The 23,137-nt window shown below is 68.5% G+C and carries 26 protein-coding genes; 18 read left to right on the forward strand and 8 right to left on the reverse strand.

The features are described 5' to 3' along the window. Positions 1–29: 29 nt before the first annotated feature. Both B378_RS0111500 and B378_RS0111505 read right to left on the reverse strand, forming a co-directional pair. Positions 30–2,462, reverse strand: a complete 2,433-nt coding sequence (locus B378_RS0111500) for a cation-translocating P-type ATPase (protein WP_017343928.1) — start codon at positions 2,460–2,462, stop codon at positions 30–32. A gap of 121 nt (positions 2,463–2,583) precedes the next feature. Beyond that, positions 2,584–2,784 (reverse strand): hypothetical protein, encoded by a 201-nt coding sequence (locus B378_RS0111505; RefSeq protein ID WP_017343929.1) that lies wholly within the window; start codon positions 2,782–2,784, stop codon positions 2,584–2,586. Positions 2,785–2,881: 97 nt separating this feature from the next. Here B378_RS0111505 and B378_RS17120 point away from each other — a divergent pair, with 97 nt between their 5' ends. From B378_RS17120 to B378_RS0111555, 10 genes are all read left to right on the forward strand, one after another. Further along, positions 2,882–3,058, forward strand: coding sequence for a hypothetical protein (locus B378_RS17120; protein ID WP_017343930.1), 177 nt, complete (start codon positions 2,882–2,884; stop codon positions 3,056–3,058). Between the two features lie 6 nt (positions 3,059–3,064). Next, positions 3,065–3,574 (forward strand): cytochrome c oxidase subunit II, encoded by a 510-nt coding sequence (locus tag B378_RS0111515; protein ID WP_017343931.1) that lies wholly within the window; start codon positions 3,065–3,067, stop codon positions 3,572–3,574. Next, on the forward strand, positions 3,571–5,361 hold the full coding sequence (locus tag B378_RS0111520; protein WP_017343932.1) for a b(o/a)3-type cytochrome-c oxidase subunit 1: 1,791 nt from the start codon (positions 3,571–3,573) through the stop codon (positions 5,359–5,361). The genes B378_RS0111515 and B378_RS0111520 overlap by 4 nt, the downstream gene beginning before the upstream one ends. Beyond that, on the forward strand, positions 5,358–5,573 hold the full coding sequence (locus B378_RS0111525; protein ID WP_017343933.1) for a hypothetical protein: 216 nt from the start codon (positions 5,358–5,360) through the stop codon (positions 5,571–5,573). The genes B378_RS0111520 and B378_RS0111525 overlap by 4 nt, the downstream gene beginning before the upstream one ends. 97 nt (positions 5,574–5,670) lie before the next feature. Beyond that, positions 5,671–6,057 (forward strand): co-chaperone YbbN, encoded by a 387-nt coding sequence (locus B378_RS0111530; RefSeq protein WP_017343934.1) that lies wholly within the window; start codon positions 5,671–5,673, stop codon positions 6,055–6,057. 250 nt (positions 6,058–6,307) lie between these two features. Further along, positions 6,308–6,721, forward strand: coding sequence for a hypothetical protein (locus tag B378_RS0111535; protein WP_017343935.1), 414 nt, complete (start codon positions 6,308–6,310; stop codon positions 6,719–6,721). Positions 6,722–6,934: 213 nt separating this feature from the next. Then, entirely contained in the window at positions 6,935–7,261 is a 327-nt protein-coding gene (locus B378_RS0111540; RefSeq protein ID WP_017343936.1) for a hypothetical protein, read from the forward strand. Then, positions 7,251–7,865, forward strand: coding sequence for a hypothetical protein (locus tag B378_RS15915; RefSeq protein WP_044965846.1), 615 nt, complete (start codon positions 7,251–7,253; stop codon positions 7,863–7,865). Before B378_RS0111540 ends, B378_RS15915 begins: the two co-directional genes overlap by 11 nt. A 668-nt stretch (positions 7,866–8,533) precedes the next feature. After that, positions 8,534–8,959: a Fe-S cluster assembly sulfur transfer protein SufU gene (sufU, locus tag B378_RS0111550; RefSeq protein WP_017343938.1), complete on the forward strand. Its 426-nt coding sequence runs from the start codon at positions 8,534–8,536 to the stop codon at positions 8,957–8,959. Between the two features lie 110 nt (positions 8,960–9,069). Beyond that, positions 9,070–9,786: an Sjogren's syndrome/scleroderma autoantigen 1 family protein gene (locus B378_RS0111555; protein ID WP_017343939.1), complete on the forward strand. Its 717-nt coding sequence runs from the start codon at positions 9,070–9,072 to the stop codon at positions 9,784–9,786. A gap of 151 nt (positions 9,787–9,937) precedes the next feature. Here B378_RS0111555 and B378_RS0111560 read toward each other — a convergent pair whose 3' ends face one another. Both B378_RS0111560 and glmM read right to left on the reverse strand, forming a co-directional pair. Beyond that, positions 9,938–10,225: a hypothetical protein gene (locus B378_RS0111560; RefSeq protein WP_017343940.1), complete on the reverse strand. Its 288-nt coding sequence runs from the start codon at positions 10,223–10,225 to the stop codon at positions 9,938–9,940. A 512-nt stretch (positions 10,226–10,737) separates the two neighbouring features. Continuing rightward, complete coding sequence (glmM, locus tag B378_RS0111565) at positions 10,738–12,102, reverse strand: phosphoglucosamine mutase (RefSeq protein ID WP_017343941.1); 1,365 nt, start codon at positions 12,100–12,102, stop codon at positions 10,738–10,740. Positions 12,103–12,231: 129 nt separating this feature from the next. Here glmM and B378_RS0111570 point away from each other — a divergent pair, with 129 nt between their 5' ends. Beyond that, complete coding sequence (locus B378_RS0111570) at positions 12,232–12,822, forward strand: DUF6517 family protein (RefSeq protein ID WP_017343942.1); 591 nt, start codon at positions 12,232–12,234, stop codon at positions 12,820–12,822. Positions 12,823–12,856: 34 nt separating this feature from the next. On the opposite strand, the gene B378_RS0111575 is transcribed toward B378_RS0111570, so the two are convergent. The 4 genes from B378_RS0111575 to B378_RS0111590 form a co-directional block, all read right to left on the reverse strand. Beyond that, entirely contained in the window at positions 12,857–13,465 is a 609-nt protein-coding gene (locus B378_RS0111575) for a hypothetical protein (RefSeq protein WP_017343943.1), read from the reverse strand. Between the two features lie 43 nt (positions 13,466–13,508). Then, complete coding sequence (locus tag B378_RS0111580; RefSeq protein WP_017343944.1) at positions 13,509–13,901, reverse strand: hypothetical protein; 393 nt, start codon at positions 13,899–13,901, stop codon at positions 13,509–13,511. Beyond that, positions 13,901–14,596 carry an RAD55 family ATPase gene (locus tag B378_RS0111585; RefSeq protein ID WP_017343945.1) on the reverse strand — a complete coding sequence of 232 codons (696 nt, stop codon included), beginning with the start codon at positions 14,594–14,596 and terminating at the stop codon, positions 13,901–13,903. The genes B378_RS0111580 and B378_RS0111585 overlap by 1 nt, the downstream gene beginning before the upstream one ends. Before the next feature lie 113 nt (positions 14,597–14,709). Further along, positions 14,710–15,183 carry a chemotaxis protein CheW gene (locus tag B378_RS0111590; RefSeq protein WP_017343946.1) on the reverse strand — a complete coding sequence of 158 codons (474 nt, stop codon included), beginning with the start codon at positions 15,181–15,183 and terminating at the stop codon, positions 14,710–14,712. 102 nt (positions 15,184–15,285) lie between these two features. Between B378_RS0111590 and cheB the strand changes: the two genes are divergently transcribed. From cheB to B378_RS0111625, 7 genes are all read left to right on the forward strand, one after another. Continuing rightward, positions 15,286–16,386 (forward strand): chemotaxis-specific protein-glutamate methyltransferase CheB, encoded by a 1,101-nt coding sequence (gene cheB / locus B378_RS0111595; RefSeq protein WP_017343947.1) that lies wholly within the window; start codon positions 15,286–15,288, stop codon positions 16,384–16,386. Beyond that, complete coding sequence (locus B378_RS0111600; RefSeq protein ID WP_017343948.1) at positions 16,386–18,713, forward strand: chemotaxis protein CheA; 2,328 nt, start codon at positions 16,386–16,388, stop codon at positions 18,711–18,713. Before cheB ends, B378_RS0111600 begins: the two co-directional genes overlap by 1 nt. Then, positions 18,710–19,528 carry a protein-glutamate O-methyltransferase CheR gene (locus B378_RS0111605; protein ID WP_017343949.1) on the forward strand — a complete coding sequence of 273 codons (819 nt, stop codon included), beginning with the start codon at positions 18,710–18,712 and terminating at the stop codon, positions 19,526–19,528. Before B378_RS0111600 ends, B378_RS0111605 begins: the two co-directional genes overlap by 4 nt. Then, positions 19,528–20,742, forward strand: coding sequence for a HEAT repeat domain-containing protein (locus B378_RS0111610; RefSeq protein ID WP_017343950.1), 1,215 nt, complete (start codon positions 19,528–19,530; stop codon positions 20,740–20,742). The genes B378_RS0111605 and B378_RS0111610 overlap by 1 nt, the downstream gene beginning before the upstream one ends. Further along, entirely contained in the window at positions 20,743–21,615 is an 873-nt protein-coding gene (locus B378_RS0111615; protein ID WP_017343951.1) for a CheF family chemotaxis protein, read from the forward strand. 84 nt (positions 21,616–21,699) lie between these two features. After that, on the forward strand, positions 21,700–22,413 hold the full coding sequence (locus B378_RS0111620; RefSeq protein WP_017343952.1) for an HAD family hydrolase: 714 nt from the start codon (positions 21,700–21,702) through the stop codon (positions 22,411–22,413). After that, positions 22,410–23,105, forward strand: coding sequence for a class II aldolase/adducin family protein (locus B378_RS0111625; RefSeq protein ID WP_017343953.1), 696 nt, complete (start codon positions 22,410–22,412; stop codon positions 23,103–23,105). Before B378_RS0111620 ends, B378_RS0111625 begins: the two co-directional genes overlap by 4 nt. Positions 23,106–23,137: the final 32 nt, after the last annotated feature.

The raw sequence follows: 23,137 nt of genomic DNA on the forward strand, positions 1-23,137 counted from the left end.
CGCGTGAGCGTCAGTCGCCCGCGTGAGCGTCAGTCGGGGTCGAACACCGCGCGCGCGGAGTTCGTCACCACGAGGATGCTGCTCGACGCCATCGCGAGCGCGGCTAACAGGGGGTTGAGGAGGCCGGACAGGGCCAACGGGATCGCGACCGCGTTGTAGACGAACGCCCAGCCGAGGTTCTGCTTCAGCCGCCGGTTCGTCCCGCGCGTGACCGCGAACAGCTCCGGGACCGCCGAGAGCCGGTCCTCGAGGAGGACCGCGTCCGCGGCGTCCGCCGCGAGGTCCGTCCCGGAGGCGATCGAGATACCCAGGTCGGCCGCGGCGAGCGCGGGCGCGTCGTTGCTCCCGTCGCCCACCATCGCGACCGACCGGTCGGCGCCGAGCCGCCGGACCGTCTCGGCCTTCGCCTCCGGCGGCACCTCGGCGAACACCTCGTCGATCGCGGGGTGCTCCGCGAACCGCGTCGCGGCCGCGGGCGCGTCGCCGGTGAGCACGACCACGCGCCGCCCGTCCGCGTCGAGGTCGCCGACGACCGCCTCCCACCCGTCGCGCACCTCGTCGCCGACGGTCAGGACCCCGCGCACGCGGCCGTCCCAGCCGACGTAGACGGGAACGTTCCCGCGGTCGCGGGCGGCCGCTCCCGCCTCGCGGAGCCGGTCCGAGACCGCCCACCCGCGCTCGGCGAACAGGTCGGGGTGGCCGACGACGACCTCGTCGTCGTCGACGCGCCCCGCAACCCCGCGGTCGAAGACGTCGACGTCGGTCGCGGCGGGGGCGTCGAGCGCGTCGACCTCGGCCGGCGGGCCGTCGCTCGGGTCCGCGGCGGCCGCGGCGCCGCCGTCGGTGGCCGGTCGCTCGCCCGACGTCTCTCCGGCATCTCCCAGCACACCCGCGACGATCGCCTCGGCGACCGGGTGGATCGAGGCGCGCTCGACGGCTGCCGCCCGTTCGCGGACGCGGTCGACCGAGGTCCCGTCCTCGGCGGTCGCGTCGAGCAGCCGCATCTCGCCGTCGGTGAGCGTCCCGGTCTTGTCGAAGACGACCGTGTCGACGTCGGCGGCCGCCTCGAAGACGGCGTCCGAGACGACGACGATGCCGCGCTTCGCCGCGTCGCGGATCCCGGCGGCGACCGCGAGCGGGGTGGCGAGCCCGAGCGCGCACGGACACGAGACGATCAGCACCGTCAGCCCGACGAGCGCGGCGTCGATCGGCGCCGAGCCGAGGGCGAGGGTGGCGGCGGCGCCGACGGTCGCGACCGCCACGACGAGGGGGACGAACACCGTCGCCAGCCGGTCGACGAGCCGCTGGATCCCGGACCGCGAGCTCTGGATCTCCCAGAGCAGTCGCACGAGGGTGTCGAGGGTGTTCGCCGCGTCCTCGCCGACCTCGATCACGACGGGCGAGTCGGTGACGACGGTGCCCCCGCGGACCGGGTCGCCCTCGCGTTTCGTCGCCGGCAGCGACTCGCCGGTGACCAAGGCCTCGTCGACCGCGGCGGTCCCCTCCGCGACGGTCCCGTCGAACGGCACGCGCTCGCCCGGACGGACGAGGAGGCGGTCGCCGGGATCGACCGCGTCGGCCGCGACGGTCTCGCCCGCCTCGGTCCGCACAGTGCGGTCGTCGGCCGTCGTCAGGTCGGCCAGCATCCCGGTCGCCCGCCGCTTGATTATCGACTCGTAGTGGTTGCCAGCGGTGACGACGAGGATGACCGCGATGGTCACGTCGAAGTAGAGATCGGTCCGGCCGACGAGCAGCGCGAGGGTGCTGTACGCGTACGAGCTCGTCGCCGCGAGCGACACGAGCAGGTCCATGTTCGGCTGTCGCGCCCGGAGGCTCACGTACGCGCCGCGCAAGATTGGGTAGCCGGTGTAAAACAGCACGATCGAGGCGAACAGCCAGATCTGCGCGAAGAGGTAGGTCCCGGAGACGCCGCCGAGGTCGACTATCGGCTCGTACCCGAAGTAGGTCGGATATAAGAAGAGGACGTACCACAGCATCGCCATCATCCCGAAGAAGCCGCCGCCGATGAGGAACCGCACAACGGCGTCGTCGTCCTCCGCGTCCGGGTCCGCGCGGTCGCTCGCCGAGTACCCCGCGACCGAGAGCCGGTCGGGCAGCTCGTCCGCGTCCACCGCGTCCGGGTCGTAGTCGACCCGGATCGTGTCGGTAGCGTAGCTCGCCTCGGCGGCCGCAACCCCGTCCTGCTCGCCGGCCGTCATCTCGAGGAACGACTCGCAGGTCGCGCAGTGCATCCCGTCGACGTGGAGGAACGTCGTCTCGCCGTCGAACTCCTCGCCCGGCGTCGCGTCCGGGCGCCGCGCGTCGAGGTCGTCGAGGTCCTCGACGTCGTCGAGCGAGCGCGCGACGGTCAGACAGCCCCGACAGCAGAACTCGCCGTCGACGTCGGGGGCCGTGTGCGGGTCGTCCCCGGTCGGGAGGTCACAGAGTGTACAGCCTGTCATGCGTGGTCAGTTCGGATTCTCTCCGGGCGGTCAGTTCGGGCTCCCTCCGGGCGGTCAGTTCGGGCTCCCTCCGGGCGATCAGTCGGCCGCATCTGGCGGTCCAGCGGTGCGTTCGGGCCGGTTACGCGTGTTCCGGCTCGTCTGCGTCACCGGTGAATCCCGGTAGGCTCCCGCCGGTCGCGATCCGGAGGCTCGCCCAGATGAGCAGGACGTTCACCAGCGTCACCGCCACGACGAACTCCGCCCGGTCGGCGATGAACACCACCGCGGGGACGAGCCCGCCGAGGACGAGGAGTACGGCCTGTTGGATCGAGAAGTTCATACCCGACACAAGGCTTCCCTGAGCATATATAATGCCCGTGTTTTCACGGTTCGAGAACGGGTAGGTGTTATATGTTCCCCTGACCATAACCGGACCTATGGGCCAAAATGAGGCCGTACACGCCGGCACGGAAGACGGGGGCGGCGACGCCGAGGAGTTCGACCCGATCGGCACGCTCACGCTGATCGGGATCTACTTCGTGATATTGGTGCTCGCATGGGTGTCTATATACTTCGTAGAGTTCCTCGGACGAGACCTCGTCATCGTGGGGTGATCAGACATGCACATCCACGCGTACGAAAAACTCTGGCTCGCGCTTTCGATCGTGTTGATCCTCGCCCTTATCGGGACCGTGACGTACGGCGCCGTCGGTCCGGGCGTGGCGATGGTCGCCGACTCGCAGTCAACGATCGATGCCGGGGGGATCGACGAGGACGAGCGGTTCTCGGAACCCCGGGTCGAGCGGGTCGGTGAAAACGAGTACGAGGCGTACGTCGTCGCCTACCAGTTCGGCTTCGAACCGACCCCGATCGTCGTGCCGGCGAACAGCACCGTGACGTTACAAGTGACTTCCCGGGACGTGATCCACGGCTTCGAGGTGGTCGGCACGGGCGCGAACACGATGGTCGTTCCGGGCGAGGTCTCGGAGATCACGGTCGAGACCGACGAGCCCACCGAGTACGGGATCGTCTGTAACGAGTACTGCGGCGCGGGCCACCACGTCATGGAAGGGAAGCTCCACGTCGTCAGCCAGTCGGAGTTCGAGAACCGAGGAGGTGACTCGGAGTGAGCACTGCCCTCGAGTCCGAGCAGACGTTCGTCGACAAGTTCCCGGACGAGGCGCGCGTCGTCCGCGCGGCCTTCCTGAGCTCCTTTTTCGCCCTGTTCCTCGGCGCGGTGTTCGGGATCATCCAGACGCTCCACCGGACCGACGTCGCGCGGATCATCCCTTCGACGGACTACTACACCGTCCTCACGGCTCACGGCGTCTTCATGGTGATCAGCTTCACGATCTTCTTCCTCGTCGGGCTGTTCACCTGGGCGGTGACGCGGAGCCTTGACCGGCCGCTGTTGAACATCAAGATCACGTGGACGTGGTACGGGCTGATGGCGACCGGCATGACGCTCACCGGCATCTCGATTCTCGCCGGGTTCGTCGACTCCATCGACATGAGCGCGGACGTACTGTACACCTTCTACGCGCCGCTTCAGGCCCACCCGCTGTTCTACGCCGGACTCGCGGTGTTCATCGTCGGTACGTGGATCGCGGGCGCGGACTGGTTCCGGACGTTCCTCGCGTGGCGGCGCGACCACCCGGACGAGCGGATCCCGCTCCAGACGTTCATGGTGTTGACGACGATGACGATGTGGTACATCGCCTCGTCCGCCGTTGCGGCCTCCGTGCTGCTGTTCCTCCTGCCGTGGTCGCTCGGCTTCATCGAGCAGGTGAACCCGACGCTCACCCGGACGCTGTTCTGGTTCTTCGGCCACCCGGTCGTCTACTTCTGGCTGATGCCGGCGTACCTGCTCTGGTACACCGTCCTCCCGAAGATCGCCGGCGGACGGCTGTTCAGCGACCCGCTGGCCCGGGTCGTGTTCGTGCTGTTCGTCCTCCTCTCGACGCCGGTCGGGATCCACCACCAGTACCTCGACCCCGGCATCGCGGAGGGGTTCAAGTTCATCTCCATGACGAACACGATGTTCCTGCTGTTGCCCAGCCTGCTCACCGCGTTCACCGTCGTCGCGAGCGTCGAGTACGGCGCTCGGAAGAACGGCGGCAGCGGACTGCTCGGCTGGCTCACGCACCTCCCGTGGCGGAAGCCGGAGTTCACCGGCATGATGCTCGCCGGGCTGATGTTCGCGGCCGGCGGCTTCTCCGGGATGGTCAACGCGGGGATGAACATCAACTACCTCATCCACAACACGCTGTGGGTGCCCGGGCACTTCCACCTCACCGTCGGGACCGCGGTGGCGCTGACGATGATGGCCGGAATCTACTGGCTCTGGCCGCAGATCAGCAACAAGCCGATCTACAGCAGTCAGATCGGGCTGTTCCAGGTCGTGCTCTGGTTCATCGGCATGGCGCTGATGTCGAACGCGATGCACGCGCAGGGCCTGCTCGGCGTGCCGCGGCGGACCGCCGAACCGGAGTACTCCGGCTTCGACTACCCGACGATGTTCGGCGGCTTCGAGGAGCTGAACATCCAGATCGCGATCGGCGGGACGCTGCTTTTCGTCTCGACGATCCTGTTCCTCGGGAACCTCGCGTTGACGATGGGGAACCCGAAGGTCGCCGGGCTCGCGGAGCCGCTTCCGAGCCCGGTCTCCGGCGCGGAGGACGCCCCGCAGGTGCTCGATAACCTCCGCCTGTGGGTGAGCATCGCGCTCGTCCTCGTCGTCCTCGCGTACGCACTCCCGATCGCGGCGATCATCAGCCGCGGCGGGCTGCTCGGACCGGGCGTCGGTACCTATCCGGTGTGGCTCGCGCCGCTGCTCGACGCGCTCGCGAACGCGGCGGCGACGCTGCTCGGGGGCATCGCCGACACGTCGGCCTCGCTCGCCGAGGTGGTCGGATGACCGTCGACGTGAGCCGCGGCGGGCTACTCGTGACGCTCGCCATCTTCGGCGTGATCGTCTACGAGATGCGGACCGTCCTCGACTTCGTCGGGGTCGAACTGCCGATCATCCCGTACATGGCGGCCGTCTTCGTCCTCGCCGGCCTCTCGATCTGGTTCGTCACGCTGAAGGGCGGGTGGCGCACTGAGCCCGAGGGCGACGAGCCGGCGTAGCGGATCGAAACGCGGTCTCACGGACCGCTCCTCGTCTTTCTCCCGGAACACGGTTCCCGACAGAAGCAGTTATTACCCTTCGGCGACAATAATGCGTATGAATTCCAATACTGTATCGAGCGAGGCCGAGACGGCAGACGGCGGATCGTCCGGCGCGAACCGCCCGGTCTCGCTGTCGGACGAGGACGACCTCGACGCCTTCGTCGCCGACGCGGACGTCGCGCTCGTGGAGTTCTACACGGACGGCTGCGGCATCTGCGCGAGCATGGAGCCGGTGATCGGAAACGTGGCCCGCGGCGCCGACGCCGATCTGGCGGTCGGCACCGTGAACCCCCGCGACGACCCGCCGTTGGTCGAGCGGTTCGACGTGCGGAGCGTCCCGCTGTTCGTCCTCTTCGTCGACGGTGAGCCGGTCGCGCGCCGCGCCGAGGGGTTCATCCCGGGCGACGAGCTGACGGCGTGGATCGACGAACACGCGGCCTGAGCGAGAGCGATTCGTCGGTTCGAGATCGTCTCGAGAGTTCGGTGTGGCGACGACGACCACCGAAGTCCCGGCCACTCGGCCGTACGACGATTCTATTTATAAACGATGGTGTCATAGAAGTCTTCTCACACCTACACAGGAATCGCTTAGTACAGGTGGTGCAATTACCAACGACGCCCAGCTCAAGTGAATCACCGGAACAAGGACAAATAGTCAAAAAGCCTATTATCACTACTATGTGGTTTCGGGTATGTCGTTGAAGCGGCGAGCCATTCTCTTGGGCGGTGCGGCAACGGTCGGATTCGGGGCTCTTGGTTACTATGAGATAACGAGGTGCGACGAGGTCGCCTGTTTTTCTTTTGAGTTTCAGGGTGCTGACCATGTGGCTGATAGATTAGATGTTCAGCATACGGGTGGCCAGGAGAGCCTGCAAGCGGGTGATGTGTACTTCCGCGAGGTTGTTGTTGATTGGGAGTCCCGAGAGACAGACACCATCGCATGGTCTGAGTTAGATGATGAGATGGAGCCAAGCGACACGATTGATGGCGATGAAATACGGCTCCAACTCTTGTGGGAAACGAACGTTGTGGAAATCCTATGGCGGCAGGAGGGTGAGGAGACACTCATCGGAGCATGGGTTGACGAAGACGATGATGCTAGATAGGCACTCTTCAGCGACTGCCCGTTTCAGACGAGAATATGTCTGAAGAATAGGATTTCAACAGAGCCGATTAAACCCATCTGCACGGTTCCTAACTCATATCGTACCCCCTTGAGAGAGGGTGACCTGTCTGGTAGTGCTACGTTCTTGGCCACTTGTAATGACAAGTAAGTACGCGTCATAACATATATGCCTCTCCACGTCGAACATCAATGTATGAGCGGATCAAGCTACGACAAGACGATTCAGTTCCGTGCCGGAGCCGAAAAAGAGGCCGCGGAGCTCCTCGATGAGATCCACATCGGTGGCGTCAACGTGAGCGAACTCGCCCGCGTCGGCCTGGTCGAAATGCTCCGACAGTCATTGGATGAACAGGACAAGATTGCGGTGTACGAACGATACAGTCGTGATGAGATCGGCGAGGACGTGGCCCATGTCCTTCTCGGTGAGAAACTCGATAGGATGGAAGAGGAGAAAGAGTCGTTCGAGTCAGCTATGGAACGAGACACGTCTGAATTCTTGACGGGCAGCGATGGCGAGTGAGGCTCGCTATCCGATACTGGCTGATACGAGTTCCTTGATCGCAGTTGCGAACACCACTCAGTGGAAACGACTGAAAGACGCGATTCACCTTACAACGACAAACGTCTGCAAGCACGAACTTCAAAACCACGTCAACTCGAACAAATACCCGCCTGAGGGCAGCCGTGAGTACTACTTGAAACGAGGGAGCCAACGTGTTCTTGAACATCTAGACGAGGATTCGTCGCCGTGGTCGTGCGTCACTGTCGTTCCCCGCCCGCATGGACCAGATGCAGGCGAGCAATCGCTCAAGCAGGAACTTTCTGAATACGGTTCATCGTATCAGATCGTATCGATTCTTGACTCAGCTGCGAGACGGTCAATTCGGCGTCTCATCGATAACAACGGGTACGACATTGACGTTGTGGGGCCACCGTATCTCCTCTACATCCTGCTTGACAACGACCTCATCGAAAAGCCTGAATTCTGCGAGGCAACCGTGAGGATGATTCAAACGGAAGGGTGGACTGGGTACGAGGTTGTGAAGAACGCGTGGACCAGTATTCCCGTTGATTGTTCCGAAATCCTTGACGACGAATATGATGACGCCCTTCCACCGAAATAGTCTGGCTTATACTGCCAATCTGATCAGTAAAGGTTGAGTAGGTAACAAACCAGCGGTGAATTAGTTTGTTTGTCTATCTTGGTTCCTTTGTAATCTTGGGTACATCCAAATCCATATCGCCATCAGAAACACACAGCTGAATAGCCAGACAGGGTCAGTAAATTTGCCAAGAAGAAACACAGAGGGCGTACGTCCGAACAAAACTGCCCCAAGAGTCCCGACAGCTATGAGACCCGTCACAGATAAACTGATGAAAATAATCGTGTCGCGTCTAAATGACCGCTTCATACTTTTTGTTTAGTCTCTACGATTATACCCTTTCGGTCAATACGCAAGCGCATTCTATCGGCTGATTCAGCTGTGAATCCACGAAATGAATGTCGTGGTAAATCTTCTATGACACCCTATTATAAACCCCTAAGCCACGCGGACTGCCCCTTCGAGTCCCGCCCGATAGCACCGCACAGCGCCTCGCGCCTCCCCAGCCTCGGCGGACGGCCCGGCGCGGGCGGAGCCGCGCCGGACCGCCGCCTCCCTCGCGCGTGCTCCTCGCGGTCGCCGAGGGCGACCGCTCGCAGGCACGCGCCGCCGCATCCTGTGGTCTGATTTATAAACGATCCCCCCTCGACGGAACCCTTTTGAGCCGGACCGGCGTATCTGTGTCCGATATGGGACTGGGCTCGGACATGTACCGACAGCAGATCCTCGACCACTACAAAAACCCGCGCAACTACGGGGAACTCGAGGATCCGGACTTCACGCACGTCGGCGAGAACCCCTCCTGCGGCGACACGATCCGGATGGACGTCCAACTCGACGACGACGAGGAGACGGTCGAGGCGGTGCGGTTCACCGGGGACGGCTGCGCCATCTCGATGGCCTCCGCGAGCATGCTCTCCGAGCGGCTCCACGGGATGCCCGTCGACGAGCTCGACGCGCTCGACACCGACGACGTCACCGAAATGCTCGGCGTCGACATCTCGCCGATGCGCGTCAAGTGCGCGGTGTTGGGGCGACAGGTCGCGCAGGACGGCGCGAAGATCCACCGCGGCGAGCTCGACCCGGACGAGGACCGCACGGTCACCGAGGAGTAGCCGCTCGGCTCTCGTTGCGGCCGCGCTCCCGCGCCGCGGCCGGCTCGCACCGCGGACGCGCCCGTCCCGAGCCCACCGGACTTTTGCCCGCGAACCACGTTCGTCCGTCCATGAGCGACGGCTTCGACAAGGAGGCGGAACGAGAGAAGCTCCGCGAGAAGTTCGCGGACGACGAGAAGAAGCGCGAGCACACCCAACAGATGTCTGAACTCCTCCTGAAGGGCGCGACGATGACGAACCGCCACTGCGGGGAGTGCGGCGACCCCATCTTCCGGTACGACGGCCGCGAGTTCTGTCCCACCTGCGGGAACGAGGCCGGGGGCGCGGCCGAGGCGGACGAGGCTCCGGCCGAGGTAAGTGGGAATTCGGCCGAGGCGGACGGGACTTCGGCCGACGTGGGCGACGCTCCCGCCGTCGAGTCCGGAACATCGGCTGACGCGGACGCCGAGAGCGTCGACGCCGCGGCCGACAACGGCGCGGTCGACGCCGGCGCGAACGAACCGGTCCGGTCGCAGTCGCCCCCGTCAACCGCGGCCCCGCAGGGATCGACACCGTCGCAGGAGCCGGCGCCCTCGCAGGAGTCGGCGCGCTCGGAGGACTCGGCGTCGCCACGGACGTCGTCGCCGCAGCGGTCCGCGCCGCAGCAGTCGGTCCCGTCGCGGTCGGCCGCCGACGCCGAGGGCGTTGACGCCGCCCGCGCGTCACTGACGCGGACGCTGACGCGGTTCGCTCGGGCGGCCGAGGAGACCGATGACCCGCGGCGCGCCCGAGACCACCTCGAAGCGGCCCGCGAGGCGGCCGAGGCGCTCGCGGCGCTGAATCGGTAATCGGCGGCGGGGCGACGCGGCGCCGGCTCGAACGAGAGTCGGGGAGACCGCGAAGAACGGAGAGCGAGGAGACGGAAAAGAGAGGGCCGGAAAAGACGGGAAGGGTGAGAGAGAACGGAGAGACGGCAGACTCGCTTCGGTCGCGGCGGCGTCAGGCCCGAACCGGCGAGCCGGCCGGCTCCATGTTCGCCCAGCTCGGCTCGTCGCACAACAGCGCGTGGACGATCCGGACGACCGCGTCGAGGTTCGCCTCGATGTCGATCTCGCCGCGCTCCGCGCGCCGGACGAACTGAGCGACTTCCTCTAGGGTCACGGTTCCGGCGGCGATAGCGCCGGTGACCGTCTCCGTGTCGCTTTCGAGCGCGTTCAGCAGTTCGGGCGACGGGTCCGGGTCGGTCTGGGCGAGGGACGACGAGGTGTTAGCCTTTGCGGTGGTCATTCTGATAGTTACTACACAGCGAGTTAATATATTAGCACCGGTACTGGTCGGGTTTCTGTCAGTTTTGTGCTGCCCGCCGAGCGAGTCGAGTTGATGCGCCGGCATTCGAACCGGACACGCCGAGAGCATCGTCGAATTCGCTGTTTGTTTATAAATGACTGAGTCGGATCGCCGGTGAACGCCGCCAAAGCCACAGCCATTCGCTTATAAACGGCTAACTGTGGATCGACAGAGAACACCGCCAAAGCCCCAGCCGGGAGGCGGGCGCACGCTCGCTGCGCTCCTCGGTCGCTCACTTCGTTCGCTCCCTGCGGTGCTTGCGTCGCCTGCGCCCGCCTCCCGGCTGCCCCTTTGAGTCCCACCCCACACCGCACAGCACCGCACCTCTCACCTCCCCAACCTCGTCGGTCGCCGTCGCTTCGCTCGGCGACCGACTCCCTCGCGCGTGCTCCTCGCGCCCGCGGGGCGCTCCGAGGCACGCGCCACTGCGTTTATTTATAAATGGGTCGCCGCTATCGCCCGCTCTCGACGGCGACGCGCATGTCTTGGGCGAGCCGCTCGGCGCGCTCGGCGTCGGCGGACTCGGCGTAGATCCGGATCTTCGGCTCGGTGCCGGAGGGGCGGACGAGCACCCACGCGTCGCCGTAGTCGAGGCGGTAGCCGTCGGTCGTGTTCGGCTCCGCGTCGGCGGTCTCGACGTACGCGCGGGCGGCCGAGAGCAGCTCGTCGCGCTCGTCGTCGCCCTCGTACTCCACGTTCGCCCGCACGAAGTGGTAGTCGCTGTACGGCGCGACGACCTCGCTGACGGGCGCGCCGTCGGCGTCGGCGAGCAGTTCGAGGAACCGCGCGCCGATGTATGCGCCGTCCCGCGAGAGCCGGTACGGCGGGAAGAAGACGCCGCCGTTGCCCTCGCCCGCGACCGGGACGTTGACCCCCTCCTCGTGGAGCTCGCGGGTGCGGGTGATGATGTTCGTCGCGCCGATGGGCGTCAGTTCGAGGTCGGCGTCGTTGTCGGCGCAGACGTCGACGAGCCGCTGGGAGACGTTGACCGCGCTGACGACCGCGTCGCCCGGTTCGAGACAGGCGTCCGCCAGCGCCGCGAAGGAGGTGTCGCCGTCGACGAACTCGCCGTCCTCGTCGACGAAGACCGCGCGGTCCGCGTCGCCGTCGTGCGCGATTCCCACGTCGGCGTCGGAGGTCGCGACCAGCCGCGAGAGGTCCCCGAGGTTCTCCGGGACCGGCTCGGAGTCGCGGCCCGGGAAGTGGCCGTCGGGCGTCGCGTTGACGGTCAGCACCTCGCAGCCGAGCTCGCGGTAGATCCGAGGCGACGCGACCGAGGCCGCGCCGTGACCGGGGTCGACCGCGACCGTGAGGTCGGCGTCGGCGATCGCCTCGCGGTCGACCGCGTCGATCAGCTGGTCGACGTAGTCGTCGACGGCGCCCTCGACCGGCGTCGTCGCGCCCGCCGCCCGCCAGTCAGCGTGGTCGTACTCGTCGTCGAGGACGCGCCGCTCGATCCGCTCTAACACGTCGACAGAGAGCTCGACGCCGTCGTCGCCGACGAGCTTGATCCCGTTGAACTCCGGCGGGTTGTGCGAGGCGGTGACGAGGACGGCGGGCACGCCCGCCGACTCGCAGTAGTTGCCGACCGCGGGCGTGGGGACGACGCCGAGCCGGTCGACGTCGCAGCCGACCGCGGCGAGCCCGCTCGCGGCCGCGTTGGCGAACAGCTCGCCGGTGGTCCGCGTGTCGCGCGCGACGGCGACGCGGTCGGCGTCCCACACCGTCCCCGCCGCCTTCGCGATGTCGAGGACGAGCGCGGGCGTGAGGTACCGCAGCGCGACCCCACGGATGCCGCTCGATCCGAACAGCTCCATGGGAGACCATCCGCCCGCCGAGGGGAAAGCGGTTCCGAACCGCTTGGCGACGTGTCGGCGGAGGGACACGCTCGCGCCGGGCCCGCGACGACGCGTGCGGTTCATGCCGGTGGCGCCCGTTCGCCCCGTATGGACCACACGCGACGCGACGCGCTCGCCGGGGGCGCGCTCGCCCTCTCGGTCGCGACGGCGGGCTGCCTCGACTTCGCCGCGGGCGACGGGCCGCAGGGCCCCGAGGGGACGCCGGCGACGCTGACCTGCGAGGACGAGGAGTTCGTCCGCCTCGATCGGCCGTTCGAGGCGTCGGTCACCGAGACCCTCGTCGAGACGGCGGAGACGACCGTGGAGCTCTCCACCGAGGGGACGACCGAGACGTACGGCCAGTCGCTCCGGCTCGTCCTCCGCAACACCGGCGACGCCCCGACCCCCACGCTCGGCGAGGCCGCGTACTCGCTCCAGCGCGAGACGGGCGAGGGGTGGCTCGACGTCCGCGGCTCGACGACGGGCGAGGCGGTCGAGCTACCGCGGAGCGAGTCGTCGCTGGACACGAGCTCGGCGTACTCCTGGGATATCACGCTGACCGAGTCGGGGGTCGCCGACGCCGTCGACAGCGTCGACCTGTCGGTCTGCCCGCCGCTCGGTCCCGGGACCTACCGGTTCGTCTACTGGGGGCTCGTCGACGCGCCGCCGATCGGCGCGGAGTTCGAATTAGTCGGGTGAGGGGTTCGGCTCCCGCGTCGCCGCCGAAATCGACTCAGAACGACTGCCAGTCGGAGGGCTGGCCGACGCGGCCGCGGACCCGGAACTCCCTGTCGTCGTCGTCGACGCGCGTCTCGACGACGAGCTCGAACGGCTCGTGGAGGGTGTGGACGACCTGCTCGTCGTGGGCGGTCGAGCCGACGACGCCGACGAACGGCCACCCCTCGCCGGAGGTCTGGGAGGTCATCACGCGGGTGAACCGGTAGATGCGCTCGGGATCCCAGTACATCAGCAGCTGCGAGAGCGAGTAGACGCCGACCGCGCGGTCGCGCCCGGCGGAGGACTCGACGACGTCGGTGAACTTGATCCCGATGTCGGTGAGGTTGCCCGCGCTGGCGACGTACTTCGTCGTCGGCGTGTCCTCGCGCTTGTCGCCCTGCTCGTGGGTGACGCAGTCGATGACGACGACGTCGTCGCCGTCGCCGCCCGTCAACTCCTCGTAGTCGGCGCGGACCTTCTCCGCGGTCCGGCCCGTCGAGATGACGACCGGGCCGTCGGACCACGCCGCGAGCAGCCGGTTGAACAGGTCGTACTTCCCGCTCATCGGGGGACCGCTGATGAGGACGCTGTCGGCACCGCGGACAGCGTCGGGAAGCGCGGTCATGGTGAAAACGTGAGAGAGTGTCGGGTAAAACCCTTCCGAGGGATCACTTTCGGAGCATGGAAGGGAGGTCGAGCGACGACGGCGGCCCCTCCCGCGGCCCGTCGGTGAGTGTCAGCTCGCGTATCGCACCGGGGAGCGCGGCGGGGACCGGCGACTCGCGCGGCTCGCCGGCGCCGTCGACGAGCGAGCGCCAGACCGCCTCGTCGTCGGGGTCGTCTCGCTCCGCCTTCGCCTCCAGCGCCTTCGTCCGCCCCTCGTCGTACGCCAGCTCCACGATGCTCCGGTCGTAGCTCCCCGGGAACGCCTCCAGCACCCGGCCGAGCTCATCCGGGCGCTCGCTGTCGACGCCGGCCGCGACGCCCAGCGCGAAGGCGCGCTCGACGGCCTCCTCGCGGGTGAGGTCGTCCCACTCCGTGCCGAACGTGCGGTCGTACATCAGTGCGTCACCGTCGCGGCCGAACCGACGCGGAGCCCGCCGTCGGTGAACTCCACGTCTTGGATGTCGGTGTCGACGTTCGTCCCCCGCATCTTCAGCACCTGAACCCCGCGCTGCATCCCCTCGTCTTCGAGGTAGTTGTGCATGAAGACGACGCCGTGCGCGAGGTAGTGCTCCTCCGAGTAGGCGCTCGGGTCGGTCATCTCCGATATCAGCAGCGTCGTGGCGTCGGTCCGCTTCAGCGAGGAGAGCAGCTGGATCATCGTGTCCTCGTCGTCGTCGAGGAGGAACCGCAACAGCATCGTCGAGTCGAAGACGACGCGGTCGATGTCGCGGGAGTTGATGAACCCGGTGAGGCGGTTGGTGACGCCCGAGCGGTCGCGCCGGTCGCCGGGGAGGCCGAAGAAGCGCCGACCGTCCGACGAGAAGGAGTCGAGGAAGGTGACGCGGTCGGAGTCGAGCGCGCGGTCGAACCCGAAGTCGTAGCCGCTCATGTCCTCGCGGATCCCCTCCTTCGTCTCGTGCATGCTGATGTAGAGGACGTCCTCGCCGTTCCGGGCGCCCTGGGCCGCGAACTGCGAACAGAAGGTCGTTTTGCCGCTCCCGGGCGGACCGCTGACCACGTAGAGGCGGTTCTCGGGGAACCCGCCGTCGACGAGGCCGTCGAACCCCGGGACGCCGCTTGAGACGCGCATACGTGGGAAACCCGTCGGACGGCTGATAAGCGTTGGCACCCGGTTCTCACGGGTGAGAACCGACGCGGTCAGCGAGCGTCTCGCGCCGAACCGGGGTCGGCTTCTCCTCCCGCCTACGCCTCCGCGGCCTCGACGTCGTCGAGTTCGGCGGCGAGCGCGTCGTCGACGTCCGGCGAGACCCAGACGACGAACCGGTCGTCGGACTTGACGATGCCGCGGACGCCTTCGTCCTCGACCGTCGTGCCCTGGTCGACGTCCTCGGGCGAGACGTCGCGGACCTGGAACACCTCGTCGACCATCCAGCCGACCGTCCCGCCCTCGTCGATCTCGGCGTCGTCGAAGACGACGATCCGCTCGCGCGGGCCGTCCTCGTCGATGTCGAACAGCGTCTTCGGGTCGACGATCGTCGTCGTCCGGCCGCGGAGGTCCATCACGCCCTCGACGTGGTCCGGCGAGTTGGGGATCCGCGTGAGCTCGCCGGCGTCGACGATCTCGTCGATGACGCCGATGTCCAAACAGTACGTCCCGTCGCCGAGGCCGAACTCCAGCACCTTGGTCGGTTCGGCCTCCGCCTCTGTTGCTGCCATGCCCGTAGCTGCGGCGAACCGACAAATAATCGTGTCCCCTGAATTATCAGGGGTGATTACTGGGTCCGTGGATTTATGCTGATTCTGCGCCCGCCCTGAAACATGAGCAGGACGACGGATCGGCGCGGCGGTCGGGACGGGTCGCCGCGGGTGGTGGTCGTCGACGACTCGCCGTTCATGCGGGGACTGATAGGCGACCTCCTGAGCGACGCCGGGGTCGCGGTCGTCGGCGAGGCGGGGGACGGGGAGGAGGCGCTCTCGGTGGTCGCCGAGACGCGCCCCGACGTCGTGACGATGGACGTCGAGATGCCCGGGATGGGCGGGCTCGAAGCCGTCGAGCGGCTGATGGAGGAGACGCCGACGCCGGTGTTGATGCTGTCTGCCCACACCGACGAGGGCGCGGAGGTCACCTTCGAGGCGCTGGACCGCGGGGCGGTCGACTTCTTCGCGAAGCCCGGCGGCGAGGTGTCGACCGGCGTCTCGCGGGAGTCGGAGCGACTCGTCGAGGCGGTGCGCTCGGTCGCGGACGCCGACCTCGACGCCGCGACCCGCGAGCGGGACGACCCGAGCGCCGCGGCGTCGCGGTCGAGCGAGTCCGGCGGCGACGCCGGCGCCGGCGCGGCGGACGTCGACGGGCCGCTGACGGTCGTTATCGCCGCGTCGACCGGCGGCCCGAACGCGGTCGAGCGCGTGCTGTCGGCGCTGCCGATGGCTGACTGTCGCGTGGTGGTCGTCCAGCACATGCCGGAGGCGTTCACCTCGCGGTTCGCGGACCGGCTCGACGCCGCCTCCGCGTACGACGTGCGCGAGGCCAGCGACGGCGCGCGGATCGGCGCCGGGGAGGCGATCGTCGCCCGCGGCGGCAGCCACACCCGCATCGACAGCTACCGTGCGGGACGGCTCCGGATCAGGCTCGACGAGGACGACGACTCGCACACGGTGACCCCCGCGGCCGACGTGACGATGCGCTCGGCGGCCGAGGTGATCGACGACCCGCTCGTCGGCGTCGTGTTGACCGGGATGGGCTCGGACGCCGCCGAGGGGATCCGCGCGATGGCCGACGCCGGGGCGCGCACGCTGGCGCAGAGCGAGGACACCTGCGTCATCTACGGGATGCCGAAGCGCGCGGTCGAGACGGGCGGGGTCGACGCCGTCTACGACCTCGACGACGTCGCCGGCGCGATAGTGGGGGGTGAGGCCTGATGGACTCCCACCGCGCCGCGTTCGTCGCCGAGGCCGAAGACGGGATCACCGACCTCAACAACGCCTTACTCGCCCTCGAGGCCGACCCCGAGGACACCGAGGCGATGGACGACGTGTTCCGCGTCGCCCACACCCTGAAAGGGAACGCCGCGGCGATGGGGTACGAGGACGTCTCCGACTTCGGGCACGCGCTCGAGGACCTGCTGGACGCGGTCCGGCAGGGCGACCGGGAGGTGACGCCCGAGCTGATGGACCTCCTCTTCGAGGGGGTCGACACGGTCGAGGCGATGGTCGAGGAGATCGCCGACACCGGCGAGGTGTCGACCGACCCCTCCGACCTCGAATCGCGCCTGCGCGAGATGGAGGAGCACGGCACCGTCGGGGGTGGGGACGGAGACGACGACGGCGGCGACGACGGGGACGACCAGAGAGACGCCGGCGGTGCCGAAGGCGATTCGGGCGAGTCCGGAGATGACGCCGAAGGCGACGCGGACGACGCGACCGACGTCTCGGTCCCCGAGCCGCCGGCGGCCGCGGCCGACCTCCCCGACCCGGTCGCGTACGCGGACGTGACGATCGGCGACGCGCAGATGCCGGGCGTCGACGCGGCGCTCGTCCTCCAGGCGCTCGACGAGCAGTTCGACGGGCACGCGACAGACCCCGCGCCGGAGGCCTTAGAGGACGGCGAGTACGACGAGTCGTTCGACGCCTTCGTCGGCGGCGCCGACCCCGAGGTCGTCGCCGAGGGGCTCCGGGCGCTCACGCAGGTCGAGGCGGTCACCGCGGTCGCTGTCGGCGACGGCGCGGACGGTGCGGAGGCGGAGTCGAGCGACGCGGACGCCGAGTCGGACGACGCCGAACCCGCCGACGCGGCGATCGACGACGAGCCGGCCGGCGCCGGTTCGGAGGCCGCGGAGCCGGCCGAGGAGAGCGTAGACGAGGAAATCGGCGGTGAGACCGAACGGGCCGACGACGGCGGCGACGATTCCGGTTCGAAGTCGGACGATTCCGGTTCGAAGTCGGAGTCGAAGTCCGGCGACGAGATCAAGTCGATCCGCGTCGACGTCGACCAGGTCGACGAGCTGTACGGGCTCGTCGAGCAGTTAGTGACGAGCCGGATCAAGCTCCGGCGGGAGCTGGAAGCCGCCGACGCCGAGTCGGACACGTTAGACGAGCTCGACAAGCTCGCCTCCAGTCTGCAGGACACGGCGATGGACATGCGGCTCATCCCGTTCTCGCAGGTGTCCGACTCGTTCCCGCGGCTCGTCCGCGACATCTCGCGGGACCTCGACAAGCGGATCGACTTCGAGATCGAGGGCGACGACGTCGAGCTCGACCGCACCATCCTCACGGAGATGCGCGACCCGCTCGTACACGTTCTGCGGAACGCGGTCGACCACGGGATCGAGCCGCCCGAGGAGCGCGAGGCCGCTGGGAAGGACCCGACCGGTCACGTCAAGCTCTCGGCCGAGCGCGAGCGCGACCACGTGATCATCGAGGTCGCGGACGACGGCGGCGGACTCGACCCCGACCAGCTCCGCGAGAAGGCGGTCGACGAGGGCGTCAAGAGCCGCGAGGCGGTCGACGCGATGGAGGACGACGAGGTGTACGACCTCGTCTTCCACCCCGGCTTCTCCACCGCGGAGGAGGTGACCGACGTCTCCGGCCGCGGCGTCGGGATGGACGTGGTCCGGACGACCGCGCGCGACCTCGACGGCTCCGTCTCCGTCGAGAGCGAGCCCGGCGAGGGGACCACGGTCCGCTTCCGGCTCCCCGTCACCGTCGCCATCGTGAAGGTGATGTTCGTCGACGTCGGCGGCACGGAGTACGGGATCCCGATCAAGTCGATCGCGGAGGTCGCCCGCGCCGACGACGTCGAGGAGGTCCACGGCGACGAGGTCGTCAGACACGAGGACGACCTCTACCCGGTGATCCGCCTGAACGAGCGGCTCGGCGAGGTGGACGCTGACGCGGCCGAGGCGTCCGCTACCGAGGCGGCCGCTGCCGAGGCGGCCGCCGACGAGACTCCCGCCGCCGACGGCGGCGTCGCGACCGACGAGCCGGGCGACGACGGGTTTGTCCCGGCCGATCCCACGGCGCCCGGCTCCGAGCCCGACGGCGCTGGCGGGCCCGACGACGACGGCATGCTCGTCCGGATCCGCGAGGAGACGCGGCAGGTCGCGCTCCACTGTGACGCTGTGCTCGACCAAGAGGAAGTGGTGGTCAAACCCCTCGACGGCCCGCTCTCGGGGACGCCCGGCCTCAGCGGCACGGCCGTCCTCGGCGACGGGGACGTCGTGGCCGTGCTCGACGTGGTGAGCCTATGAGCGGGTCAGCGGACGACGGCGAGACGGCGTTCGAGGGCGTCCTCCGGCAGATCGACGACACGGTGCCGTTCGAGCCGGGCTACTACAACGAGTCGTACCTCGACCGCCGGATCACGGCGCGGATGCGCCGGCGAGACACGGAGTCGCACGCCGAGTACGAGCGCATCCTCCGCGAGGACGCCGACGAGCGGCAGGCGCTGATGGACGCGCTCACGATCAACGTGACGGAGTTCTTCCGCAACCCGGAGATGTGGGACGTCCTCCGGGACGTGCTACGCGAGCGGACCGCGGACCAGCGGCGGGTCCGCGTCTGGTCCGCGCCGTCGGCGGACGGCCGCGAGCCGTACTCCGTCGCGATGTTGGCCTGCGACGACCCCGAGATCGACGAGTCGCGCGTGGAGGTGCTCGGTTCCGACATCAGCGAGGAGGCGCTCGACAACGCCCGCGAGGGCGTCTATCACACGACGCGGACGACCGACATCGCCGAGGAGCTCGAACCCCTCTCGGACCCGGACCGCTACGTCGAGCGCGACGAGGACACGTTCCGCGTCCGGGAGGCCCCGCGCCGACTCGTCGAGTTCGAGACGCACGACCTGATCCGCGACGGCGCCCGCGACCCCTTCGACGTGGTGTTGTGCCGGAACCTGCTGATCTACATCGACGTCGACCACAAGGCCGCCCTCTTCGACACGCTGGAGGCGTCGCTCGCGGAGGACGGCGTCCTCGTGTTGGGGATGACCGAGAGCGTCCCGCCGGACCGCAGCGATCGCTACGAACCGATCGACAAGCGACGGCGGGTGTTCGGGAGGCGCTGATGTCGCTGTACCAGCACGCTCGGGACGGGAACGCGGAGCGCCTTCGAGACGCGCTCGGTAGCGACAGCGCGGCCGTCCGGCGGCGCGCCGCCGAGTTCCTCGGCGAGGTCGGCGAGGAGGGCGACCAGCCGACGATCGACGGGCTGCTCCGCGCGGCGACGACGGACGACGACCCCGAGGTCCGCGGTGCGGCGGTCGACGCGCTCGACGAGATCGGCGAGGCGGCGCTCGAACAGCTCCTCGAGGAGCTCACCGGCGGCGGGGGCGACTCGGAGGCGGAGTGGGTCACCGCGCGTAAGTTTGCCCGCGCGCTGAAGGCCGACCGACCGGAGCTCCGGATGGCGGCGGCGAACGCGCTCGGACGCCTCGACGACGCGAGCGGCCTCCAACCCCTGGTCGGCGCGCTCGACGACGAAGACCCCCGCGTCCGGCTTCGCGCGGCGCAGGCCTGCGGGACCTTCGCGGACGCCAGGGCGGTCCCCGGCCTCCGCGAGCGGCTCGACGACGAGGAGCCGCGGGTGCGCCGCGCCGCGGCGAACGCGCTGGGGACGATCGGCACGGACGAGGCGCTGTCGCCGCTGCTCGACCTGCTCGACGACGGCGACGAGTCGATCCGGCGGATCGCGGCCGGGGCGCTCGGCAAGGCGAGCACGCCGGAGCCGGTCGAGCCGCTCGCGCGGGCGCTCGGCGACGAGAGCGCCGTCGTCCGCAACGCGGCGGTGTACTCGGTGATCGAGCTGCTCTCGAACGTGCCGACCCAGCAGAGCCACGCGGTCCGCGACCAGGTGGTCTCGGAGCTGAAAGCGGCCGACGACGCGACCGTCGTCGAGCCGCTCGTCGAGATCCTCACCGACGGCCAGCAGTCCCGCCAGCGCCGGAACGCGGCGTGGATCCTCGGCCGAGTGGCGGACCCGGATACGGCGACTGCGGTGGAGGCGCTCGCGGACGCGCTCGCGGACGACGACCCGCAGACCGCGCAGTTCGCGGCCACGAGCCTCAAGAGCCTCGGCGGCCCGGTCGTCGAGGACCGCCTGCTCGACAAGCTGGGGCCCGAACACCCGGAGGACGCCCGCGCGAAGGCGGTGTTCGTCCTCGGGCAGATCGGCGGGCAGGAGACGCTCAACCGCCTCGAAGAGTACGCGGACGACGACAGCCAGGCCGTCAGAAAGCGCGTGTTCTCGGCCGTCTCGAAGCTGCGCGCGGGGGGTCCGTAAATGGCGCAAGAGGAGGGCGAGTACAAGATCACCGACACGCAGGCGAAGTTCGCGGTCGCGGTCCGCGAGGGCCGGAAGGTGAGCGACGTCTCGTGGACGCCCGGCCGCGTTCTGCTGTCGAACCGGCGGCTCATCCTCGCCGGCAACGACGGGAAGCGGACGATCCCGCTGTCGAAGTTAGAGCGGCTCGGCGGCCGCCACGACGCGAACCAGTCGGTCGCGCGCGTCTCCAACTACGTGAGCTTCGACCTCGGCGAGCAGGTGATGCTCGTCGCCGCCAAGGACCACGAGCCGTTCGAGCGCGACGTCTACCGCGCGCTCTTAGACCAGAAGACCGTGATGGCGAAACACCCCGCGATCGAGGGCGGCGTCGTTCAGGACACCGAGTGGGAGCAGGCCCGCGTGAAGATCGACGAGAACGGGCTCAACGCGGCCTTGGAGCGCGGCGCGTTCGTGAAGTTCGACCTCGACGACATCAGCGGGCTCGACGCGGCGAAGCGCACCGTCAACGGCGACAAAAAGCCCGTCATCGAGGTGTCGCACACCGACGACGAGGGGACGAGCATCGAGACCCACGTCGCCGGCGACCCCAGCCGCATGCGGTTCGTCGAGTCGTGGCTCCGGAAGGGCGAGGAGCGCTCCTCGACGAACGTCGACCTCTCTAACCGCGACCGGGAGGTGCTGATGGCGCTGTACTCCGGCGTCTCGCCGTTCGAGATCCCCTCGTTCCTCGGGATGGACGTCGACGACGTCGAGGAGACGTTCGAGCGGCTCGTCGAGCTCGAAGTGGTCGAGGAGGTCCGGGTCCGCCGCGAGGTCGCGCTCAACTCCCGCGGCCGCAACATCGCCAGCGAAGCGATGAACGAGCAGTAGGGCGGCCTCGCTCCCCCGAAAGCAACCCCGCGCCGGGTCGGCGCGTCGAATCACGCTTAAGTCGCCGCCCGGCGCAGTACGGGCATGAGCTACGAGGCAGTGCTTTTCGACCTCGACAACACGCTGTACCCGTACGCCCCGTGTAACGAGGCGGGCAAGCGGGCCGCGCTCGACGCCCTCCGCGAGCGCGGGTACGAACTCGACCGCGCGGCGTTCGACGACCTGTACGCGACCGGCCGGCGGGAAACGAAGCGCGAAACCGGCGGCACCGCGGCCTCGCACTCCCGCCACGTCTACTTCAAGCGCGGGCTGTCTCGGCACGCGGGCGAGCCCGACCCCGCGGGCGCGCTGGCGGCTGGCGACGCCTACTGGAACGGCTACCTCGCGGAGATGTCGCTCTGCGACGGCGTCGAGGCGGTCCTCGACGCCCTCGACGCGGCCGGCACCGACGTCGCGGTCGTGACGAACCTCACGACGCGGGTCCAGCTGCGGAAGCTCGTGCGCCTCGGGATCGACGACCGGATCGACCTGCTCGTCACCTCCGAGGAGGTGGGCCGCGAGAAGCCGAGCGCGCTCCCGTTCACGAGCGCGCTCGCCGAGCTTGACCGCCGGCCGAGCGAGGCGCTGGCGGTCGGCGACAACGCCGAGACGGACGTCGCCGGCGCGAACGCCGTCGGGCTCGACTCCGCGCTGTTCGTGGCCGACGGAGAGGCGCCCGGCGACGCGGAGCTCTCCGAGGAGCAGCGGCCGGACCGCCGGCTCGACGCGCTCGCCGACCTGACGGAGGTGGCGGCGTGACCCGCGACGACGCACTGGGCGACGGAACTGGCAGCGACGCGAACCCCGACCTCCTCCGGGAGGCGCGCGAGGCGGTCGTCGAGTACGCCCCCGCGCTCGCGGACCTGACGCCCGCCCGGACCGGGAACCTGAGCGTCCGCGACGGCGACGCGGTCGCGGTCACGCCCACCGGCGTCCCCTACGACTCCTTCGACGCCGCCGACGTGCCCGTGGTGTCGCTGGAGGGCGAGCGGCTCGCGGGGCGGATGGCGCCGTCGAGCGAGGTGCCGATGCACACGGGCATTTATCAACACGACCGGCCGGGCGCGATCGTCCACACCCACTCGCCGTGGGCGACGACGATGGCGACGCTTCATCAGAAGCTTCCCCCGATCCACTACATGATCGCCGCCGTGGGGCGGGAGGTCCCCTTAGCGGACTACGCGCCGTACGGCACCGAGGAGCTGGCGGCGAACGTCGTGGCCGCGATGGCCGAGGCGGGCTCCGACGCCGCGATCCTCGCGAACCACGGGCTCGTGGTGACCGGCCCCGATATCGAGACGGCGGTGGAGAACACCCGCCACGTCGAGGACATCTGCCGCCTCTACCTGCGCGCGTCCGCCGTCGGCGAGCCGCACGTCCTCACCGACGAGCAGATGGCGACGGTGGAGGAGCGGTTCGAGAGCTACGGCCAGCAGCCCGACGCGGAGTGAGGAGGGGAATCGCCGACAGTCGGCCGGTTTTA

It is taken from the genome of Halorubrum sp. T3 (assembly GCF_000296615.1).
Classification (GTDB): domain Archaea; phylum Halobacteriota; class Halobacteria; order Halobacteriales; family Haloferacaceae; genus Halorubrum; species Halorubrum ruber.

Coding starts and splice junctions, on each gene's coding strand:
- B378_RS0111560 (WP_017343940.1), bottom strand. CDS start 10,225: ATGACCACCGCAAAGGCTAACACCTCGTCGTCCCTCGCCCAGACCGAC.
- B378_RS0111500 (WP_017343928.1), bottom strand. CDS start 2,462: ATGACAGGCTGTACACTCTGTGACCTCCCGACCGGGGACGACCCGCAC.
- B378_RS0111605 (WP_017343949.1), top strand. CDS start 18,710: ATGAGCGGGTCAGCGGACGACGGCGAGACGGCGTTCGAGGGCGTCCTC.
- B378_RS15915 (WP_044965846.1), top strand. CDS start 7,251: ATGGCGAGTGAGGCTCGCTATCCGATACTGGCTGATACGAGTTCCTTG.
- cheB (WP_017343947.1), top strand. CDS start 15,286: ATGAGCAGGACGACGGATCGGCGCGGCGGTCGGGACGGGTCGCCGCGG.
- B378_RS0111575 (WP_017343943.1), bottom strand. CDS start 13,465: ATGACCGCGCTTCCCGACGCTGTCCGCGGTGCCGACAGCGTCCTCATC.
- B378_RS17120 (WP_017343930.1), top strand. CDS start 2,882: ATGGGCCAAAATGAGGCCGTACACGCCGGCACGGAAGACGGGGGCGGC.
- B378_RS0111620 (WP_017343952.1), top strand. CDS start 21,700: ATGAGCTACGAGGCAGTGCTTTTCGACCTCGACAACACGCTGTACCCG.
- B378_RS0111555 (WP_017343939.1), top strand. CDS start 9,070: ATGAGCGACGGCTTCGACAAGGAGGCGGAACGAGAGAAGCTCCGCGAG.
- B378_RS0111585 (WP_017343945.1), bottom strand. CDS start 14,596: ATGCGCGTCTCAAGCGGCGTCCCGGGGTTCGACGGCCTCGTCGACGGC.
- B378_RS0111610 (WP_017343950.1), top strand. CDS start 19,528: ATGTCGCTGTACCAGCACGCTCGGGACGGGAACGCGGAGCGCCTTCGA.
- B378_RS0111600 (WP_017343948.1), top strand. CDS start 16,386: ATGGACTCCCACCGCGCCGCGTTCGTCGCCGAGGCCGAAGACGGGATC.
- B378_RS0111570 (WP_017343942.1), top strand. CDS start 12,232: ATGGACCACACGCGACGCGACGCGCTCGCCGGGGGCGCGCTCGCCCTC.
- B378_RS0111535 (WP_017343935.1), top strand. CDS start 6,308: ATGTCGTTGAAGCGGCGAGCCATTCTCTTGGGCGGTGCGGCAACGGTC.
- B378_RS0111525 (WP_017343933.1), top strand. CDS start 5,358: ATGACCGTCGACGTGAGCCGCGGCGGGCTACTCGTGACGCTCGCCATC.
- B378_RS0111615 (WP_017343951.1), top strand. CDS start 20,743: ATGGCGCAAGAGGAGGGCGAGTACAAGATCACCGACACGCAGGCGAAG.
- B378_RS0111505 (WP_017343929.1), bottom strand. CDS start 2,784: ATGAACTTCTCGATCCAACAGGCCGTACTCCTCGTCCTCGGCGGGCTC.
- B378_RS0111590 (WP_017343946.1), bottom strand. CDS start 15,183: ATGGCAGCAACAGAGGCGGAGGCCGAACCGACCAAGGTGCTGGAGTTC.
- sufU (WP_017343938.1), top strand. CDS start 8,534: ATGGGACTGGGCTCGGACATGTACCGACAGCAGATCCTCGACCACTAC.
- B378_RS0111580 (WP_017343944.1), bottom strand. CDS start 13,901: ATGTACGACCGCACGTTCGGCACGGAGTGGGACGACCTCACCCGCGAG.
- glmM (WP_017343941.1), bottom strand. CDS start 12,102: ATGGAGCTGTTCGGATCGAGCGGCATCCGTGGGGTCGCGCTGCGGTAC.
- B378_RS0111540 (WP_017343936.1), top strand. CDS start 6,935: ATGAGCGGATCAAGCTACGACAAGACGATTCAGTTCCGTGCCGGAGCC.
- B378_RS0111530 (WP_017343934.1), top strand. CDS start 5,671: ATGAATTCCAATACTGTATCGAGCGAGGCCGAGACGGCAGACGGCGGA.
- B378_RS0111515 (WP_017343931.1), top strand. CDS start 3,065: ATGCACATCCACGCGTACGAAAAACTCTGGCTCGCGCTTTCGATCGTG.